The organism is Sediminicola arcticus (assembly GCF_040566695.1).
Lineage (GTDB): Bacteria > Bacteroidota > Bacteroidia > Flavobacteriales > Flavobacteriaceae > Sediminicola > Sediminicola arcticus.
In genome coordinates, this window is the sequence record NZ_JBEXAE010000003.1 from 373,239 (window position 1) to 393,488 (window position 20,250).

Consider the following 20,250-nt stretch of genomic DNA (forward strand, 5'->3'; position numbering starts at 1 on the left):
AATCACAAATAAATCTCTATATTTAACACGTAAATACATTATGAAAAATTTAAAAATTATTGTTTTAGGGTTTCTTTTTACCACATTCTTTGTGAATTTTGCACAGGGCCAAACCAAGGGTACAAGCCAAATTGGTATAGGTTATGGCGCTTTTAGCTTATATGAATATGTCTCTATGGTTTTTGAGGATGTTGAGAGTAAAGGTATTGCTAGTGTAAATTACAAATATGCGGTTAATGACCGTTTTATGGTTGGTGCAGCTATTAGTTATGAAGAGCTTACAGGAAACACAAATGATGTTTTAGTTTTTTTTGGCGCCGAGGACAAAGAACGTGAATTTACGAATATCACCTTTGCCCTAGAAACCGATTACCGTTATGTTTCAAAGCCTAGCTTTCAAATGTATTCTGGAGTAGGGTTGGCCTATTTTACGAGTGATGAATATGACACCAATCTTAGTTTTCAAGTAAATGCACTCGGCTTTCGGGTGGGCAAAAAATTAGCGGCCTATGCAGAATTGGGTTTTGGCTATAGGGGTATGATAAATGTTGGTGCCTCCCTTCAATTTTAAATAATAATGTATTTGTTACTTACCGATATTCAAGAACATAATAATAAAAAGGTATAGAACACTGGGGGTTCACTAAACCTACTCAATTTTTGCTTCTAAAAAGCTGATGACACCTAGCTCCTTTGGGGGGTTAATGAAAAACAACAGACTACAATGAAGAAACATTCTTTTAATAAAAGAATGAAGCAGGGCAGGGTAGAGTAGTTGTGCATTGTAATTTATGCGGTCAATAATTACATTTAATTTGTGATCGTTAAATTATGGCCGCTAATCTACAGGCTTGGTTTATGGCGCGTTTTGCATCCAATTCAGCAGCGACAGCTGCACCTCCAACTACATGTGCTTTTATACCTATGGCTTCTAATGGCTCCAATAATTCTGCCAATGGTACTTGACCTGAGCAAATGACAATCGTATCTACAGTCAACACTTTTTGAGCTTTATTTTGAACATAATGCAAGCCCTCATCATCAATTTTGGTGTACTGCACCTCGTTGATGAACTGTACTTTTTTCTTTTTCAAGGTAGAACGATGAATCCAACCCGTAGTTTTACCTAAATTACCTCCAAATTTACCCTTGCTACGCTTGAACATGAAAATTTCTCTTGGTGATGGGTGAACTTCTGCGGTTACACCTTCTGTTCCGCTTCTAGCCTCCATTGTCTTATCAATACCCCATTCTTTTAACCAAGCGTCAATATCTAATGAAGTGCTTTTACCTTCATGTGCTAAATATTCACATACATCAAAACCAATGCCTCCGGCACCAATAACGGCAACACGTTTACCAACCGGCTTTTTTAACTTTAAAACATCAATATAGCTTAAAACTTTAGGATGATCAATACCTTCAATTTTTGGGATTCTTGGTTTGATTCCTGTAGCTAGGATAACTTCATCAAAATGGCCATTTTTTAAATCTTCAACAGTTACCTGCGTATTTAATTTTAGAGTTACACGGTGTATTTCTATTTGCTTATTAAAATAACGAATGGTTTCGTGAAATTCTTCTTTCCCTGGAATTTGCTTTGCCATGTTGAATTGCCCTCCTATTGCTGCATCAGCATCAAAAAGGGTCACGTCATGTCCGCGTTGTGCGGCAACGGTTGACGCAGCTAAACCTGCAGGACCAGCGCCAACCACTGCGATTTTTTTCTTTTTTTTGGTCGGAAGATAATTTAGTTCCGTTTCGTGGCACGCTCTTGGGTTTACCAAACAACTGGCTACTTTTCGTTCAAAAACATGGTCTAAACACGCTTGATTACAACCAATACAGGTATTAATTTCATCCGCTTTGTTCACTTCCGCTTTATGTACCCATTCCGGATCCGCTAAAAATGGGCGTGCCATCGAAATCAGGTCTGCATGACCTTCTGCCAAAATAGTTTCAGCTGTTTCGGGCATATTTATTCTATTTGAAGTAATTAAGGGGATCGAAAGTTCTTCTTTCATTTTTTGGGTAACCCAAGTAAATGCAGCCCTTGGTACTGAGGTTGAAATGGTGGGTATACGGGCTTCATGCCACCCAATTCCGGTATTTATAATCGTAGCACCCGCTTTTTCAATGGCTTTGCCTAAGGCTACCACTTCTTCCCAAGAGCTGCCTTTTTCCACTAAATCCAACATAGATAAACGATAGATGATGATAAAATCAGTTCCTACCGCTTCACGCGTTTGCTTTACCAATGCGATGGGTAAACGCATTCTATTTTCGTAGCTTCCCCCATAAGCATCGGCACGCTTATTTGTTCGTTCTGCAATAAATTGATTGATTAAATACCCTTCAGAACCCATAATCTCTACACCATCATAGCCTGCCAATTTTGATAGTTTAGCAGCGTTTACAAAATCACGAATGGTACGTTCAATGCCGGCTTTCTTTAGTTTAAAAGGTTTAAAGGGACTAATAGGTGATTTTAGGGCAGAAGGTGCCACCGCAAACGGATGATATCCGTAACGTCCTGCGTGTAAGATTTGCATACATATTTTACCACCTGCTGCATGCACTGCATCTGTAATTACCTTATGGTATTTTGCGTGTTTTTTGGTACTCATGCGTGCAGAAAAAGGTCCTGTCCAGCCTTGCACATTAGGTGCAATCCCGCCAGAAACAATCAAACCAACGCCGCCTTTGGCACGTTCTGCATAATAGGTGGCTATTTTTTTCAAGCCATTTTTTTCCTCTTCCAATCCGGTATGCATAGAACCCATGATAATTCGGTTTTTTAGGGTTGTAAATCCTAAATTCAAGGGTTCAAAAATATGTTTATACGGGGTCATTTCTTCTTTAGATTTTAGGTACGTTAGGATGCATGCATAATAATGGGTAAGGTACGTTTTTTTTAGAATGACAAAATTTAAACAGTGGCAGCGTTCTACGTCTTGCAGTTCCTGGTTGTAATGGTAGTAACTATAATTAGTGCTCAAAACGATGCTCCCAGGTCCTGTCTAAAGCGCAGAACAGCACTATATTTTGGTGTTGCTACTCATTTAATTTGTGTTTTGTGTGACAATGTTCAGGAATTGTAGACTAATAAGATTAGCAAAACCTTTACAACCATGCATAAAACAGCTAACAAAAAGAACATCCTGGAAATCTTTAAAAAGTTTTATACCTGCGAGCTACGAACTTTTAAGCGTATCCTTGGTTTAAAATAATGGCATCAATTACTTGATAGGGATCCAAGTTAATTTCGGTATCACTGAGATCTTAAGTACAACTACGTTTTCCGATGGTATGGGCATTTAGGTCTACTAGGATTGGAATCTTGGTTCAAATAATACTGAATAGATTGTACTAAATAGGGAGGTACTGCGTTCTAAGAAGACTAAAAACCAGAATATGAGCCAGATAAAACCACTTTTTTTATTACTGATAGTGTTTCCATTACTATCCTTTTCACAGGTAGAGATTAAATGGAACAAAGAGGTGCCTACTAAAATTTTATGGCAAGAAGTTACTTCACTTGGCAACCTTATCGTTAGTTCAAGAGAAGAATTGGTTGGTATAAATACCGAAACAGGTGATATTAGTTGGGGAAAAAGGGCCTTTGGCAATCTTGAGAGAGCTGCTTTTGAAGAACTTCCTAATAGCCCGTTTTTTTCGGTAACAACAAGCAATAGCTTACATCTCATCGATCAGTTTAGCGGCAACGAAGTCTTTAATTCTGAAAATGCCGGACTTCAGAAAGTTACTAGCTATCATTTATTGTATAACTCAGATGCGATTCTTGTTTCCGGAACGGATTACAATGGAGAACCCCTCATGGTTTCCGTAAAAATGTCAGATGCTAGTTTGTCATGGTCAATGAATGAAGAATTTGGCCGTATCGTTGCTGCCAATGAACTTGATAATCAAGAACTTCTTATCGTAACCTTGTTCAACAACTACAAACTCAATACAGATACCGGAGATGTAATTTGGAAGAAAACGAACTCCAAGGAAGCAGCGCAAATAGATAAAATGGGGAAATTTGGGGCCTTATTGAAACAGGCCGCGGAGCATGTATCTAAAGATATGGATATACAGCTACATTATTACCAGCCCGAAGGCAGTGATGTCTTCTATTTGGCGTCACAACAAGAGAGGCAAGGCGGAATGACCACATCCTCTGGTAATACAACTATTAACTATACCAATCATTATAATGCGTATAATATAAATGACGGTAGTTTGGTATGGAGCGAAGAATTAGAAGTAAATGGAGCACTCAGCCAGGTTCATTTTTTAGATAAAGGAATGCTTGTGTTACCCGATGATGGTAACCGAACAAAAATAAACCTATTTGACTATAAGACCCGTGAAGGACTTTGGGGGAAAAAGGGCCGTGGTATCGCTATCAAAGGCGGAGTGTATGATTATTTGGATTCCGGTGATGGTATTTTGCTGGTATCGCGAACGGCCAATAAAGATTTTCTCAATTATTTAGACCCAACCGTTGGGGCCATTACCTTTGAAAAACCTGTTAAAGTAGATGGTACGGTCGTTGGGATTGTGCCACTGGCAAATTCAATCCTATATATTACGACCGAATCGATGAACATTTTGGACCATCATACGGGTACGCTGAAGTGGGATAAAAGTATTCAAACCAACCCTAGACTTACCGCTGAGCATCAAGGTAAAATCTATGCTTTTGATTACAGTTCCGGACTTTTAAAAGTTGTGGATAAGTCTGACGGACAAGTCAGTGATTTTTCACAAGAAGAACTTCGATTTGAGGGAAAGGAATCCCCATCGAATCTAGAAATTTTGGAGGATGGTATTTTTATACACTCCGATCAGAATGTTGCCAAATTTAATTTTGATGGATCTCTGGTCTATCAGGAATATTATGCTGCACCCAAGGAAGCAGGTTGGAAACGTGCTTTGCTATATGCCTCGTCCATAAGGGCCGCGTATATTGGTGCCACCTCATACTATGTTTCAGGTGCCATGGCCGCAGCCGAAAATGATGTGCGTCAAAAAGACGAAGTTACGGGAGAACTGGTTTCTCAAATAGGCAACGCATATGGAGAATTGGGCAATACTGCCTCAAGTTATGCAGGTGCCGCCTTTAGAAAGGCGAATGCCCGACTCAAAGCCACTAAACAAGGTAGGGATTTTATGTTCATTATGTCAAAACAAGAAAAAGACATTGTATTGTTAAAAGTCAGCAAAACTACGGGTAAAGTAGCGGGTGAAATTAACCTTGGTAAGGACCGTGAGCCCTTATATGCAGTGGACGATATTACCGGACAGGTGTATTACCAAACAGGAGACGCTGCACTTACCTCTTATATGGCGCGCTAACAGATCACTTTGGTGAAATTAGCCAGTGCATGATTGCTTTTAGAAGCAAGATTTCTTTTACATACGTGATAAAAGAAATAACCATTAACGAGGAATTTAGAGGTCTAAAGGTTGAAAAGAATAAAATAGTTACCTTAATTTTGTGGTTCATGTATTTTACATAATTTCAGAAACTTGTTAGAGAAAAGACAGCAATTACCCCAAGAACACTTTATAGATTCAGAAAAATTCATTTACTGTTTAGAAGCGGTTCAGGATATAGAAACGGACAAGGTTACCGAAGCACAAGAAAATCTGGAACAATTGGCAATGGAATATGGAGTGGCTAGTATTTATAAAACATGCGACACCATTGAAGGTCTAGAAGCTAGCTTAAATGCATTGGTCTTGGATGATCATCATTTTAAAGACTATGAAATCATCTATTTGGTTATAAAAGGTGAAGCAAATAGTATTTGTTTAAATGACTACTACTACAGTTTGCAAGAAATTGCAGAAATTTTTGAAGGAAGGTTAAAAGGCAAAATCTTACATTTTTCAAATGCAAAAATCCTAGATTTAGACGAAGAAGAAGCACAATATTTTTTGGATATTACTGGCGCAAAAGGTGTTTCTGGCTATGGTAATGAATTTAATGGAATAAGTAGCTCAAATCTTGATAAAGCATTCTTTAACTTATTTAAAGAAGATGATACTATGTTAGATGTTGTAGAAGAGTTACATCAAAGACACTACAATCTCTGTAAATTACTTGATTTTAGATTGTATTATTAAACCTAGAAGATAGCATAGAAAATTTACCATCAACCCTAGTTTTCCCTCGAATTTAAGAATTTAGAATGAATCAAAAAGGCTATCTTTTATATGGCCCTTCGACAAGCTAAGGATAAGCTATGTCAAGCGGTGGTAAATTATTCGCTGATTTTTAGTGCTATTTAAAGCAGCTCATGAATGCTAGGCATTTGTGTTAAAAGAGCAGTCGTGTTCCGACGCTTCGGGAGCAAAGGTAATTTGACATAACGGCAAATCAAACCGATTATTAGTTTCATAACCCTGCTCATAATTCTCTTAAATTATTAAATGTCAGGGATATTTTACATAATGCAAATAAAGCTAACAAAATGGGGAACAATTATTTAAGCATAGTGTGTTGGTTTCCTTTTACATAATTCACATAATAGAATTAAAGCTTACGAATACGAACAAACTTTCCAGGAAAACGGCTTTGACATAATTGTTGACGATATAGAACACTTGCGTGTTGCTATATCTACAATTATATAAAACAGCACAGCTATACACCATTTTACGCTATAGACATATTTGTTCTATAATTTATATTATGTAAAATAGAATATATGAGAATGGGTATTACCATAAAAATCGGATTGATTGTACTAATAATCCACTCGCCTGCCACATTTCTTAAATTAAAGTCACTTTAAACCTTGATACTGACCTAATTTGTAGAATTCGTGATTGATACTACGAAACATTTTATTTTCTGCTAAATCATATAATTATCACAAATTACGCCTTAACCGTTTTGACAAGCTGAAATTTATGTCTACCTTAATTAGAATATTTGTTTTCTTTATATTCCCTCTTTACCTTAAACAAAAATTATAATTATTATGAATATAAACTTTGAGTATGATGGTGTAAAAGCTAGCGAACGTTTAGAAATATTTGCTGCTAAAAAAGTAGACAAGTTATTTGACAAATATGATTTCATAATTCGTGCCGATGTTTTCTTTAAAACGGAGAATACTACGACTCCTGATACTGGAATGATCTGCGCCATACGTTTGAGTTCACCAGGACCACGTCTTTTTGCTGAGTCGAGCAACGGTAGTTTCGAAGCTTCCATTGCCAAAACGGTGGATGATCTAGAAAGACAATTAAAAAAGCGAAAAGACAAAATTAAATCACATTAATTGCTGTAAGGCTATCAATGCCTTTACCCCATAAACTAAGGGCTTAATCCCTTATATTTCTAAAGAAAACAAAAAAATTATTAAAAATGGGTCTGCGGTTTTCCGCAGACCCATTTTTAATTTTACAAAACTAAAATGCTTGTTTTATTGATGCATTGCTAATTCTTTTGCAGAACTTTCTTCATGCATAGGTTCCACTAAAACCCTATTTTTTATAAGCCATTTTATTTGTTTTTTTTTGTTCCATAATATCAAATGTTGATTAGCTTTGTGGTCTTAAAAAATAGCTATGTTTGTTTGGATCGCTTTTATCGCTTTAATATTAGTGTTCCTTGCGTTAGATCTTGGTGTTTTCCATAAAGACGAACACGTGATCAAAACTAAGGAAGCCGCCATATGGACCGCCATTTGGGTAACGGTAGCCTTGGCATTTAGCGGAGTTATCTACTGGCTATTTGACGCCAACTATATTGCGAATCCAACTAATCTTACTCCAAACAAAGCAGTCATTAAATATATTACTGGTTATTTAATTGAACTTTCCCTAAGTGTAGACAATGTGTTCGTAATTGCCGTTATATTTTCATCTTTTAGTATTCCTCCATTGTACCAGCATAGAGTTTTGTTCTGGGGAATTTTGGGAGCCATTGTTTTTAGAGCATTTATGATTGTCTTTGGGGTGGCACTAATCACGAGGTTTGATTGGATTATTTATGTTTTTGGGGTATTCTTATTGTACACCGCGTTTAAGATGCTAAAGTCTGATAATGAAGATTTTGACCCCCGTAATTCTTTTATTTTCAAACAGATAAAAAAGATATTCCCTATCTCTACCAAAATGAATGGTCATGACTTTTTTATCAAAAAAATGGGAGTTAGAGCCGCAACGCCACTTTTTGTAGCACTTGTTGTTATTGAGCTTACGGATATACTTTTCGCTTTAGATAGTATTCCTGCCATCCTGGCAATAACGACAAATCCCTTTATTGTCTTCAGCTCCAACATATTGGCTATTCTGGGTCTTAGATCTATGTACTTTTTAATTTCCAGAATGCTACAAAAATTCAGGTATATCAACTTTAGCTTAGTGGTAATTCTAGCCTTTGTGGGTATAAAAATGCTTTTATCACACCATGTAGAATTCCCTGAATGGCTATCATTAAGTGTAATTGCCATAGCCCTCATTGGTGGAGTGGCTGCATCTATGATGCTTTCAGAAAAAGAAGCCTAGTTAAAAGAGAGAAGCTGGCTCTTCCCTCTTTATCTTATGATCTAGGAGGCTTTGAGCTTGGTGTCAATGATGACCAAGGCGTCTTTTACCGTTTTCATTTGGTCCATATCCTCATTTTCCATTATTATGTTAAAGGCATCTTCCACATCCAATACAATATCCACCAAATTGGCCGAGTTGATATTCAACTCATTGATAAAATGACTTTCCGGGGTGATATCCTCAACAGTAACATCTTCTGGCAGGTAAATTTTAATGATTCCTTTTAACTGCTCGTAACGCTCTTCCATATATTTTTTTAATTGATAGTTCTTATTCGTTTTTGTAGGCCTTAAAAATAACACAAGCATTTACATCCCCAAAACCAAAACTGGCCTTTGCTATAATTTCTGGGCGATGTGCCATGGTAGCCCTAGGTATTTTGGTGGCATCCACCACTTCCAAGATCTGGGGATGTATATCTTCACAATTGATATTTCCAAAAACCTGTCCTTTCTTAAATTGCAATAAGGCTGCAACACATTCCAAACTGCCAGCCGCCGCCAAACAGTGGCCCATTAATCCTTTGAAAGAATTCACATAAGGAAATTGCGTTCCTGAACACCCCAAGGCAGCACTCCAATTTTGGATTTCCACGGCATCCTTTCCCGTAGCCGTTAGATGTCCATTGATGACATCGATCTCCCCTTTCTGTATTTTGGCATTATGCACTGCAGCTACTATGCAGCGTTGTACCGCTTCACTATTTGGGGCCGTCATGGTGCCCTCGCCTCTTTGTCCGCCGCTATTCACTGCGCCGCCTAACACTTCTCCATAAATATGGGCGCCACGCTCCAAGGCACTTTCCAAGGATTCCAATACCAAGGCCCCTGCCCCACTGCCCGGTACAAATCCAGCTGCAGAGGCACTCATGGGCCTGCTTGCATTCTCTGGAGCTTGGTTATACGCACTGGGCAATATGCGCATCGCATCAAATCCGCCCCATACATAAGGCCCACTATCACTGCAGCTTCCTGTTAGTATTCTTTTAGCCTTCCCTGCCAAAATACGCTCATAGGCCATTAAAATGCCCTCTGTCCCTGTAGTACAGGCAGAGGAATTGGTGGTAACCTGGTTACCGCAGCCTAAAATACCCCCTAAATAAGCACTTATACCACTAGCCATAGTTTGCATCACGGAAGTGCTTCCTAGTCTGCGGGTATTACCCTCATCTATGAGGTGAATGGACTCCCTAAACTTATCTACCCCTAAAATTCCAGTACCAAAAATAATACCACTATCCCAATCTGGAGTTTCTTTGGAAGCTATCGCAAGCCCTGCATGTTTCCAAGCATCCATGCCTGCTATAACCCCGTAAACAATGCCACTTGCATTTAAACCCCTTTGTTGCAAAGGACTAAAGTATTTGTTTATATGATATTGGCTAATATTTGGCTTTCCAGCTATTTGACATGAAAATTTTAAATCTTCAAGTTCTTGATGAAAGCGTATGCCGCTTTTGCCTTCTTGTAACGATTTGGTAAATTCCTGCAATCCCAATCCGTTGGGAGCACACACCCCCATTCCGGTCACCACTACCCTATTTTTCATGCACCTTCCATTTTTATCATTCCAGCAATAACTCCCTTGCAGACAAGTTCGTTTTTACTATTGTGCATACGCACTTCACATTTTAGTTTATTGAATCTAAAATAAATCTTTTTAGAGGTCACTATTACTTTTTCATTAGGAAAAACAGGCAGTAAAAACTCCATTTCGGTACTTGTTAATCCTATTTTTAATATTGAAGTATTACTTTCACTAAGCAAATGTATCCCTAAACAAACCAATCCTATCTGTGCACAACACTCTGTCAATAGTACTCCGGGAGTTACTGGCTGTTCCTTAAAATGGCCTTTGTAAAAATAAAGACTTTCCTTAAACGTAAAATCCCCTTGTACCCCATCATCATCAACATGCTGCAATTGATCCACGAAGCGGAATTCTGAACCATAAGGTAATTGATCTACTATGTTTTTAAATCCCATTTCATATTTTTAGGTCCTTTTGCTTTATGCTTATAAAATAAAACGCAGCTATTAACGCAAACTCTCACCTCCATCTACCTTCAACACCGTGCCTGTAATCCATTTAGCCTCATCTGTAGTTAAAAGATAAGCAACATTGGCAACATCATCTGGTGTGGTCATACGACCACTAGGGTTGCGTTGTAGCGCGTTTTCCTTTAACTTTTCGCTCCCTGGAATCATGCTGAAGGAGTTCGTTAAGGTCATTCCCGCTTGTACACAATTAGCCTTTATCCCCATTGGAGCGAATTCTAACGCCATATTACGAGTGATCGCTTCTAATGCCGCCTTAGCTGCCGAAACTGCCGCATAGTTCTCCCAAGCTTTGGAATTCCCCTCGCTGGTGAAAGAAATAATCCTAGCGTCTTCCGAAAATAACTTTGCTGCTACTAAGGCTTTTGTCCAATCATACAAACTAATGGCCATGGCATCTAACGTCAGGTGAAAATCTTGGTTGTTTAACGTATTTCCATCATCCGACTGCATAGGTTTTAAATTGCCCTTTGCTATACTATGCACAAGAACTTTTATACGACCATTTTGCCCTAATTCCTCATAGATTTCCCTTATAGTTGCCATTCTTCGGTCTGGATTGGTGGCATCAATATGGTATGATTTGAACCTAATTTTAGTTGAAGTAATACTTTTAAATTCTTTTTCAATTACCTGGGAGTCAATTCTTCTATCCCTATGCACAACTAAAATATTAAATCCGTGCTTTGCAAGCTTTTTGGCAGTAGCCAAGCCCAAGCCACTACTGCCCCCTAATATCAAGGCCCACTCCTCTATTGTCATCCCGTTCTTGTCCATAATCCTATTATCCGTCTATTTCATTTCTACATAAAAGCGCCATATTTATATAAATACGGTGCTAAATATTACCATTCTAACAATACCCGTTGGGCGGAAAATCCTGGTCCGAAACTCAGAATCAAACCTTGTTCTCCTTCAGCAATTTCCTTTTCCAAAAAGCGCTCCAGAACATATAATACTGTGGCACTACTCATATTACCATACAATCGCAATACTTCCCTAGTGTCATCTATATTTTTACCCATAGCTCCAAAGAGGTCTTCTACAGTTTGTACTATTTTTTTTCCCCCAGGATGAAAGATTAAGTGGTCTACCTTTTCAATCGATGAGTTATGGCGTGCCAAAAATGGATGTACTATCTCTGAAAAATGAGACGCTATGGTTTCAGGTACCGCAGGATCCAATATCATTTTAAGTCCGTGATTTGTAAGATCAAACCCCATCATATGGGTTGCATCTTTGAAATGATACATCTCCCCTCCCATGACCCTAGGCCCTGTGGAGTTCTCTTCCGAAGACAAGAGCACACAGGCTGCCCCATCTCCAAAAATCGCTGCACTGACCATATTAGCCATAGAATAGTCATTTAATTGAAAGGTGGCAGTTGGACTCTCCACTGCTACTAAAGCAGCCCGTTTTCCAGGATTGGAACGTAAAAAATTATATGCATAAATTAATCCAGATACACCGGCAGCGCAGCCCATCTCTGTTACGGGGAGCCTTATTACATCTTGCCGCAGTCCAAGATCGTTAATGATATACGCATCCAAAGAAGGAATCATAATGCCCGTACAACTTACCGTAATGAGAAAATCAATACTATCGGTTCGCCAATCAACTGCAATCAAAGCCTTTTGAAGGACCCCTGAGCCCAGTTTTTTCACTTCCCTCGCATAAATGGCATTTTTATCTTCAAAGGAACTTGCAGTAAAGACTTCTTCAGGCGCCATAATACTATACCGTTTATCCACTGCAGCTCCCTCAAATATCTTGAGCACCTTTCGTCTATACCGCTCCTCTTGGCTACCCAACCAAAACTCTACAAGTGGTAAAATATCTTTGGTTTCTCTACTATATTCTGGTAATTGCTTACTAACCGTTGTTATTCTTACTTCATTCATTTTCTTATTGGGGGTCTATTAGTTCTTATGAGCCATAAATATCTAAAGGCCCATCTATATTGTACCGAATGGTATACACTTGGAATTGCTATTGAAAAGCCAAGTAATTCATCTTTCTTGAATCCGCTTTTTATAGAGGTCAGTCCGTCTGATCTTCCAATATCGGTTTTTATAAAAATAATACTAAACAATTTAAAAAGGTAAAATGCCAGTCTACTTCTTTGCAAATCATTGATCACAACTCCTATTTTTGCCAATTTTACAAATTGGTCTAGGAATATAGGAATTTCGGTATTGCTAAAATGATGCATGGTCAGAGTACAAAGCAAAATATCACATTGAAGTGCTTCAGCCTTAATTTTTAGGATATCCTGTCTTAGAAACTGTATTTCGGGATATTCTTTTGAGCGTTCTTTAGCAATTTGAATTCCCTTTTCACTCAAATCGATGCCTATCAAATGAACCTGAATGTCTTTTTTGCGATAGAAATCGGCTATCTCTCTCAATATTTGTCCGTCTCCACAGCCCATATCCACTATGGTATATTTTTCCTGGGTGGTTTCCTTAATCAATTGGCATATAGCCCTTACTGTAATCCTATTGCCATTTAACAATTTGTTTACTCGGGATATGTCTTCCAAAACTTCCATTAGGACTGCTTGAGAGACATTAGGGTCATCCATCATCTCTGGATCCGTATTTCTAAATTTGGTGTTGATCATAAGTCAATCGGTTTACCATGTGTACTTTTTATCAACTTGTTTAATATCCATTGAGAATTGCCAACAGTACTCAATGCCCATTGGGATACATTGGGATTTAATAGTAAAGATTGTAGCTTTCTTCCCATCCACAATCGATGTTGAAAGGTATTGTTCCATGTAGCTTGATACGCTTCTTCCAATTGTTTTCTGCCAGAGGTTTTTTCCTTAAAATAGTTGGATACCAGTTCGGATACCAACTTAGCACTATGTATGGCCATGGCCATTCCGTTACCACAAAGTGGGTGAATGAGTCCGGCCGAATCGCCGCACATCAACATATGGTTTTCAATGACATTTTTTTTATCAAATGATATCTGTGCGATAGTCAATGGGGTTTTGAACAAAGGCTCCCCTTTCTCTAAAAATTGTGCTAGAAAAGGGTTTTTAGAGACCACATTTGCATTAAAACTATCGATATCCTTTTCTTTTTTAAAACTTTCATAGGTGGTAAGATAACAAAAATTAACAGCTCCAGTTTCTGTTTTGGAGAGTCCGGCATAGCCTCCCCTAAAATTATGCAATGCCACTAAATTATCAGGAAAATCTGGAAATTCATAATGTGCCTTAACACCCAACCATGTAGATTTATGTTGCACAAAATTGCGCTTTAAGCTCATATCTAGGTTGCCTCGCTTTCCATACGCACCCAGAACGATTGGGGAGGTAAAGCGATTCTCCCTATTGGTCATCACCCAAAAATTATCATTCTCAAAAGATACCTTATCTACACTTTCAAAAACGAAATCAATACCTTGGGATATTGCCTTTCGGTATAAAAGATCATCAAAGGCATACCTACTTATTCCTGTTCCCCCTAGTGGAAGTTTTGTAGTGATGGCCCTCCCATTGACCAATGAAAATTGCAAGGTATCTATATGTGCTACTTGGAATTCGGAAAAAGAAATGCCTAAATATTCCAAATAGGGTACTACTTCATTGGACACGTATTCCCCGCAGACCTTATGATTAGGGTATTGCTGTTTTTCCAGCACTAAAACGCTATGTTCATTTTTTCTGAGATGCAAGGCTGCCGTTAATCCTGCCAAGCCTCCCCCAATGATGATAACATCGTATTCTACCATTGATGGAAGATAATTATTATAAATAAAAAATCCCGTCTAAAATGACGGGATTTAATAAAAATAAAAGCATTTGAATTTTTATCCTTTTGTCTTATTGATAGCTTCTTGCTTTAATTGTTCGTTTGCCACTATCACCATTTCTACCCTGCGGTTCTTAGCTTTACCTTCAGCGGTTGAATTATCCGATTTTGGTTGGTTTTCACCGTACCATTTAGCTGTAAGTCTACCTCTAGCAACACCTTGAGAGGCTAGATAATTGGCTACAGATTGCGCACGTTGTTGAGATAGGCTCATATTGTACTCAGCACTACCTGCACTGTCTGTATGACCTTCTACCAAAATATTGGTGTCAGGATATTCCTTTAATACACCTGCCAGCCTATTCAAGGTCTCAGCAGATGCACCCTGTACTGCAGATTTATTGGTATCAAAATACACACCAGCATCTTCATTAAAGGTTACATTGATCCCTTCACCTACCCTTGATACTTCTGCTCCTGGAATCTCGGTTTCTATTCGCTCCGCTTGCTTGTCCATTCTATTTCCAATATATCCTCCAGCTGCACCACCAACAACAGCACCAATAATAGCGCCTAAGGCAGTATTTCCATTTCCTACATTATTTCCGATAACACCTCCAATAGCTGCACCACCGGCGGCACCGATTACAGCGCCTTTTTGAGTTTTGTTGGCATTTTTAACCGTACTACAACTAACAATAATGGTCATTGCCATTGCAAACATGATACTTTTTGAAACTATATTTTTCATTTTAATCGATTTTACTTTTTAGTGAATTGATAAACTACGGTCACAGGCGAACCATTTACTGAAACGTCAGATTTTAATGTCATAGCCTGGGGGGTTAAATTGACGATATCTAAACGGTAGCCAAAACCACCACTAACATCTTTGTTTTTAGCATTAATTGCCTTAAACTGTAATTGATTGGAAAGTCCTTCTCTAGTTACAACGGACCATTTAATATAACGATCGCCACCAGAACAAAGGCTTCCACTAGGAATAGTATAGCGCCCTGTGCTATTATTATCCCTAAAGAACCACTCACTTCCCTTAAAGCAAATATCCTTGGCATCATTAAAAAGCAAGGAAGAGAAGGTTCCCGTGTTGTTCTCATAAGAGATATTGCTCAAGGACCATGTCCCACTCAATAAATTTCTTTGACCCCGGACCTCTTTGGTTACAGAACAGGATGTCATGATTAATGCTGTAACAGCTAATAATAAAACAAGTTTTTTGTTCATCATTTAAAATTTAATTTAACTTATATACGTTGAAAACCTTCAAAAAGGTTTCATTACTATTGGAATGTTAAAAACCTTGAACAAGTCCGCAATTTCAACGTACAATATTAATACAAAAAACATCTAATTGTATTACAAATACTAGTATTCAATTAACTCCTTGAGCGCAACGAAAAAGCGTTCTTTTGGAAGATAGTTTTGTTCCAATTTTTTAGCAAATGGGATAGGGGTATCCAAACTTGCTACTCTCTTCACTGGTGCATCTAGATATTCAAAACAATTTTCCATCACCAAAGCCGATATGTCACTGGCCACTCCCCCAAAAAGACTGTCCTCTTGTAAGATGATAAGTTTCCCCGTTTTCTTTACAGAAGCGTAAATGGCTTCCAAATCCAACGGTTGTAAGGTTCTTAAATCTAACAATTCGGCATTAATTTCTGGTTGACTATCCAAAATTTCCAAGGCCCAATGAACTCCAGCCCCATAAGTAACTACAGTAACATCACTTCCATTTCTTAATATACTAGCCTTACCCATGGGTAAGGTGTAATAATCCTCTGGCACGTCTTGGTACATGCTTCTATATAAAGCCTTGTGTTCAAAGAAAAGTACGGGATTGGGGTCATTTATGGCGGTTGCAAGCAAACCCTTGGCATCATAAGGAAAAGCAGGGTAGACTACTTTTAATCCAGGTGTCTTGGTAAACCAAGCCTCATTGGTCTGCGAATGGAACGGTCCTGCTCCTACTCCTGCCCCACAGGGCATGCGAACCACCACATCTGCATGCTCCCCCCATCTGTAATGCGATTTTGCTAAATAATTTACTATGGGGTTAAAACCAGAACTAACAAAATCTGCAAACTGCATTTCTACCATTACCTTCATTTTATTGATAGATAGCCCCATGGCCGCGGAAACAATGGCGGATTCGCAAATTGGGGTATTTCTCACCCTCTCTTTACCAAAAACCTCTACAAATCCTTCAGTAATCTTAAATACCCCACCATAATCGGCTATATCTTGGCCCATCAGCACCAAATTGTCGTGGCGCTCCATGGACTGTCGTAACCCTTGCGAAATAGCATCTATAAGTCGAATATTAGATACCTTTTCGTTTGGCTTAACTTCTTGATATTCAAACTTTTTGTATACATCACTTAACTCCATGGTAGGATCTAGTGTAATCTCCTCTTCATCATAAGCCTTCTGAAGATGTTCGTCGATTTCTAACTGGATCTTTTCTTTTATTTGGGCGATAGAACCATCATTTAAAACTCCTTCAGAAACCAAAAACTTTTCATAATTAGAAATCGGGTCTTTTTTAGCCCATTCGTCCATCAACTCCTGAGGAACATACTTGGTTCCACTAGCCTCCTCATGTCCCCTCATCCTAAAAGTCTTAAACTCCAAAAGCACTGGTCTAGGGTTGATTCGCATACTTTGACAAAGGGCATCCACTTGCTCATACACCTCTAATACATTGTTGCCATCAATAATGTGAGATTCCATGCCATAGCCTAAGCCCTTGTCCGCTAGGTTCTCACATTTATATTGCTCATTGGTAGGCGTAGAAAGACCATATCCATTGTTTTCTATACAAAATAACACAGGAAGGTTCCACACCGAGGCTATATTGAGCGCTTCGTGAAAATCCCCTTCACTGGTAGCCCCTTCCCCTGTAAAAACAGCAGTTACTAATTTTTCTTTTTTTAAGGTATTGGCCATGGCTATCCCGTCTGCAACACCCAATTGAGGGCCCAAATGGGAAATCATTCCTACGATCTTGAATTCTTGGGTGCCAAAATGAAAACTGCGATCTCTCCCTTTAGTAAAACCACTACTCTTACCCTGCCATTGGGTGAACAAACGATATAAAGGAATATTTCGGGAAGTAAATACCCCAAGATTACGGTGCATTGGCAAAATATACTCTTCTTCCTTTAATGCAGATGTTACCCCTACTGAAATTGCTTCTTGTCCGATGCCGCTAAACCATTTAGAAACCTTTCCCTGTCTTAAGAGGATCAGCATTTTTTCCTCGATCATCCGAGGTTTCATCATCCTTTCGTAAAGTTTTAATTGGGTGTTCTTGCTTATGTTATTAGGTAGATATTTCATAATTATATAACGTTACCGGCTAATATTGGGTTAAATGTAACGAAAGGATGGAACAAAATTGAATGTTTTCTTATTCTATAACCTTAATTAATTTACTAAATTTGATATGCTAATTTAATTTTTGATCATGAGCGAAATTCCCAGTGTAAATCTTCAAGATTTTTTATCTGAAGATAAGAGTAGAAATAAAAAATTTATTAAAGAGATAGGAAGCGCTTTTGAAGATATCGGTTTCGTTGCTTTGAGTGGTCACTTTTTGTCCGATGAGCTCGTAAAAGATCTTTATAGTGAAGTTCGCAACTATTTCAATTTACCCCAAGAGGTAAAAGACTCTTATGAAATTATAGGAATTGGTGGACAAAGGGGGTATACCTCCTTTGGAAAGGAGCATGCCAAAGGTAAAAAAGAAGGGGATTTAAAGGAGTTCTGGCATTTTGGTCAATATGTGGAGGACAATCCAAAATTGGAAGCGGAATATCCAGATAATGTAATCGTAAAAGAACTGCCTAATTTTAATGTGATTGGACAGGAGACCTTTAGGATGCTAGAAAAAACGGCAAAATATGTCCTAAGGGCCTTAGCCTTGCATCTAGGGTTGGAAGAAACCTATTTTGATGATTATATCAAAAACGGGAACTCTATTCTAAGACCTATCCACTACCCTCCTATAACTTCAGAGCCAAAGAATGCTATTAGGGCAGCGGCCCATGGAGACATTAATTTGATCACCCTTTTAATGGGAGCACAAGGAAAAGGACTTCAGGTGAAAAATCATCAAGGAGAATGGGTAGACGCCATAGCACAGCCCAATGAACTTATGATTAATGTTGGAGACATGCTATCGAGACTAACCAACAATAAACTTAAATCTACTATCCACCAAGTGGTAAACCCGCCTAGAGAACTTTGGGGTACTTCTAGATATTCTATTCCTTACTTTATGCATCCCGTAAGTGATATGCCACTCAACTGTTTGGATAATTGCGTGGGTGCTGAGAACCCCAAACTATATGATGATATTACTGCTGGCGACTTTCTGCATGAAAGATTGATTGACCTAGGCTTGATTAAAAAATAGAAAACTCAAAACCTCCCTATTCAAGGGAGGTTTTAAAGCGTACATAATACTACCAAAGATGGACTTAAAAGACCAACTAAAGAATTTATTTCCAGATCATGCCCCCTCTTCAGAAGAAGAAACAACTACCAATGAGGATGGAATTTGGGTGCAGGAGGCGCCAATGATTTGTAAGTATGAAAAACGAAAAGGAAAGCCTATCACTATCATTGAGGGATACACTGGGGCTGACGAAGATTTTAAAATATTGGCTAAGGAATTAAAAACAAGGTTAAGTGTAGGCGGTAGTTTTAAAAATGATTCCATCATTATCCAAGGTGATTATCGCGATAAAATCATGATTATCTTAAAGGAAAAAGGGTTCAAAGTGAAACGTGTTGGAGGTTAAATTCTGTTAATTAGCTTTTAGGTTTTTATTTTAAATGCTACCTTTAATAGATTACCGTATGAACAAGTAAAACCTAAAAAAAAACTTCCAATGACTTCTCAATTGCACATAACAAATGGCGATTTGCTTACGAAAAGGTTAAATTCGGTCAATTTAAAGGGTGAAATGATCACTTGGAGGGAGATGTTATGTGAAGGGCAAACCTTAACAGCTGTAGGTAGCGAATCTTTTTGGAAAGCTCGGTTTGAATTCTTGAACAAGACGTACAAAGTATCAAAGTCTAGATTTATAGAGCAAACGCTAAAGGAATATAGGTCCCTTTGTAATCACAAACAACAAGACCAAATTATTTTGTGGTTTGATTATGACCTATTTTGCCAAATAAATATGTTAGCGGTCATCAGTTGGTTGAAAACCTACAGAAGACATGCAGAAATTTCTTTAGTCTCCTCTGGTAATATTAAAGAAGGTGAATTGCCTAAAAGTCTCTCCGATTTAGATAACAAAGAACTTCTGAGTATTTATAGTTCACGAAAAATACTTTCACAGGACGATATAGAATACGCGGATTATATTTGGCAATTGTATTGTAGCAATAATCCAATTCGCTTAGAAAACATAAAAGATTATAAAAACTATCAATTCGATAATCTATCCAGCGCCATCGCCGCTCATCTAAAGCGCTTTCCGAGTATACGGAATGGACTCAATGAAGTGGAAAATCAAGTGTTGAAAGTGGCTTTGGAACAACATCCTGATTCAAAAAAAGAATTGTTGTCTCTTATTTTAAAAAACCAAAGTGTTTATGGGTTTGGCGATACTCAATACGAAAGGATTATCACAAAATTAAAACCTTTATTTTCAACGGTTTCTCCTGTTAAACTCTCTACTAGCGGATTGGGTATCATGAAAGGAAAAACAAGTTATTATTCCACAATTCAAGAAAATGATGAATACCTCGGTGGCGCCTTAAAATATAGCTTCTTATATAATTCTTCTACAGACAGAATTCTAAAATTATAG

General features: G+C 38.1%; 19 protein-coding genes. 8 read left to right on the plus strand and 11 right to left on the minus strand.

Features of this window, described 5'->3' with window-relative positions:
• The first annotated feature begins 40 nt into the window (after nucleotides 1-40).
• Nucleotides 41-571: a hypothetical protein gene (locus ABXZ36_RS08400; protein ID WP_354615063.1), complete on the plus strand. Its 531-nt coding sequence runs from the start codon at nucleotides 41-43 to the stop codon at nucleotides 569-571.
• A 253-nt stretch (nucleotides 572-824) separates the two neighbouring features.
• Here the strand turns inward: ABXZ36_RS08400 and ABXZ36_RS08405 are convergent, their stop codons facing one another.
• Nucleotides 825-2,852 (minus strand): oxidoreductase, encoded by a 2,028-nt coding sequence (locus ABXZ36_RS08405; protein WP_354615064.1) that lies wholly within the window; start codon nucleotides 2,850-2,852, stop codon nucleotides 825-827.
• A gap of 562 nt (nucleotides 2,853-3,414) precedes the next feature.
• Here ABXZ36_RS08405 and ABXZ36_RS08410 point away from each other — a divergent pair.
• The 4 genes from ABXZ36_RS08410 (at nucleotide 3,415) to ABXZ36_RS08425 (ending at nucleotide 8,532) form a co-directional block, all read left to right on the plus strand.
• Nucleotides 3,415-5,364: a hypothetical protein gene (locus ABXZ36_RS08410; RefSeq protein WP_354615065.1), complete on the plus strand. Its 1,950-nt coding sequence runs from the start codon at nucleotides 3,415-3,417 to the stop codon at nucleotides 5,362-5,364.
• Between the two features lie 174 nt (nucleotides 5,365-5,538).
• A complete protein-coding gene (locus tag ABXZ36_RS08415) occupies nucleotides 5,539-6,138 on the plus strand; it encodes a DUF6642 family protein (RefSeq protein WP_354615066.1) in 600 nt (199 codons plus the stop codon).
• 860 nt (nucleotides 6,139-6,998) lie between these two features.
• Entirely contained in the window at nucleotides 6,999-7,301 is a 303-nt protein-coding gene (gene hpf / locus ABXZ36_RS08420) for a ribosome hibernation-promoting factor, HPF/YfiA family (RefSeq protein WP_354615067.1), read from the plus strand.
• A 289-nt stretch (nucleotides 7,302-7,590) separates the two neighbouring features.
• Nucleotides 7,591-8,532: a TerC family protein gene (locus tag ABXZ36_RS08425; protein WP_354615068.1), complete on the plus strand. Its 942-nt coding sequence runs from the start codon at nucleotides 7,591-7,593 to the stop codon at nucleotides 8,530-8,532.
• 41 nt (nucleotides 8,533-8,573) lie between these two features.
• Here ABXZ36_RS08425 and ABXZ36_RS08430 read toward each other — a convergent pair whose 3' ends face one another.
• From ABXZ36_RS08430 to ABXZ36_RS08475, 10 genes are all read right to left on the minus strand, one after another.
• Nucleotides 8,574-8,822 carry a phosphopantetheine-binding protein gene (locus ABXZ36_RS08430; RefSeq protein WP_354615069.1) on the minus strand — a complete coding sequence of 83 codons (249 nt, stop codon included), beginning with the start codon at nucleotides 8,820-8,822 and terminating at the stop codon, nucleotides 8,574-8,576.
• A 22-nt stretch (nucleotides 8,823-8,844) separates the two neighbouring features.
• Complete coding sequence (locus ABXZ36_RS08435; RefSeq protein ID WP_354615070.1) at nucleotides 8,845-10,122, minus strand: beta-ketoacyl-[acyl-carrier-protein] synthase family protein; 1,278 nt, start codon at nucleotides 10,120-10,122, stop codon at nucleotides 8,845-8,847.
• Nucleotides 10,119-10,559 carry a 3-hydroxyacyl-ACP dehydratase FabZ family protein gene (locus ABXZ36_RS08440; RefSeq protein WP_354615071.1) on the minus strand — a complete coding sequence of 147 codons (441 nt, stop codon included), beginning with the start codon at nucleotides 10,557-10,559 and terminating at the stop codon, nucleotides 10,119-10,121. Before ABXZ36_RS08440 ends, ABXZ36_RS08435 begins: the two co-directional genes overlap by 4 nt.
• A gap of 51 nt (nucleotides 10,560-10,610) precedes the next feature.
• Nucleotides 10,611-11,408: an enoyl-ACP reductase FabI gene (locus tag ABXZ36_RS08445; RefSeq protein ID WP_354615072.1), complete on the minus strand. Its 798-nt coding sequence runs from the start codon at nucleotides 11,406-11,408 to the stop codon at nucleotides 10,611-10,613.
• Between the two features lie 68 nt (nucleotides 11,409-11,476).
• Nucleotides 11,477-12,532 carry a type III polyketide synthase gene (locus ABXZ36_RS08450; RefSeq protein ID WP_354615073.1) on the minus strand — a complete coding sequence of 352 codons (1,056 nt, stop codon included), beginning with the start codon at nucleotides 12,530-12,532 and terminating at the stop codon, nucleotides 11,477-11,479.
• On the minus strand, nucleotides 12,529-13,254 hold the full coding sequence (locus ABXZ36_RS08455) for a methyltransferase domain-containing protein (protein WP_354615074.1): 726 nt from the start codon (nucleotides 13,252-13,254) through the stop codon (nucleotides 12,529-12,531). Before ABXZ36_RS08455 ends, ABXZ36_RS08450 begins: the two co-directional genes overlap by 4 nt.
• On the minus strand, nucleotides 13,251-14,378 hold the full coding sequence (locus tag ABXZ36_RS08460) for an NAD(P)/FAD-dependent oxidoreductase (protein WP_354615075.1): 1,128 nt from the start codon (nucleotides 14,376-14,378) through the stop codon (nucleotides 13,251-13,253). Before ABXZ36_RS08460 ends, ABXZ36_RS08455 begins: the two co-directional genes overlap by 4 nt.
• A gap of 78 nt (nucleotides 14,379-14,456) precedes the next feature.
• Nucleotides 14,457-15,149 (minus strand): YiaD family glycine zipper/OmpA-like lipoprotein, encoded by a 693-nt coding sequence (locus tag ABXZ36_RS08465; RefSeq protein WP_354615076.1) that lies wholly within the window; start codon nucleotides 15,147-15,149, stop codon nucleotides 14,457-14,459.
• Between the two features lie 11 nt (nucleotides 15,150-15,160).
• Nucleotides 15,161-15,646, minus strand: a complete 486-nt coding sequence (locus ABXZ36_RS08470) for a lipocalin-like domain-containing protein (RefSeq protein WP_354615077.1) — start codon at nucleotides 15,644-15,646, stop codon at nucleotides 15,161-15,163.
• A 138-nt stretch (nucleotides 15,647-15,784) separates the two neighbouring features.
• Nucleotides 15,785-17,761 (minus strand): alpha-ketoacid dehydrogenase subunit alpha/beta, encoded by a 1,977-nt coding sequence (locus ABXZ36_RS08475; protein WP_354615078.1) that lies wholly within the window; start codon nucleotides 17,759-17,761, stop codon nucleotides 15,785-15,787.
• Nucleotides 17,762-17,888: 127 nt separating this feature from the next.
• Here ABXZ36_RS08475 and ABXZ36_RS08480 point away from each other — a divergent pair, with 127 nt between their 5' ends.
• The 3 genes from ABXZ36_RS08480 (at nucleotide 17,889) to ABXZ36_RS08490 (ending at nucleotide 20,250) form a co-directional block, all read left to right on the plus strand.
• Entirely contained in the window at nucleotides 17,889-18,839 is a 951-nt protein-coding gene (locus ABXZ36_RS08480) for an isopenicillin N synthase family dioxygenase (protein ID WP_354615079.1), read from the plus strand.
• 58 nt (nucleotides 18,840-18,897) lie between these two features.
• On the plus strand, nucleotides 18,898-19,227 hold the full coding sequence (locus ABXZ36_RS08485; RefSeq protein ID WP_354615080.1) for a translation initiation factor: 330 nt from the start codon (nucleotides 18,898-18,900) through the stop codon (nucleotides 19,225-19,227).
• Between the two features lie 90 nt (nucleotides 19,228-19,317).
• Nucleotides 19,318-20,250: a DUF1835 domain-containing protein gene (locus tag ABXZ36_RS08490; RefSeq protein ID WP_354615081.1), complete on the plus strand. Its 933-nt coding sequence runs from the start codon at nucleotides 19,318-19,320 to the stop codon at nucleotides 20,248-20,250.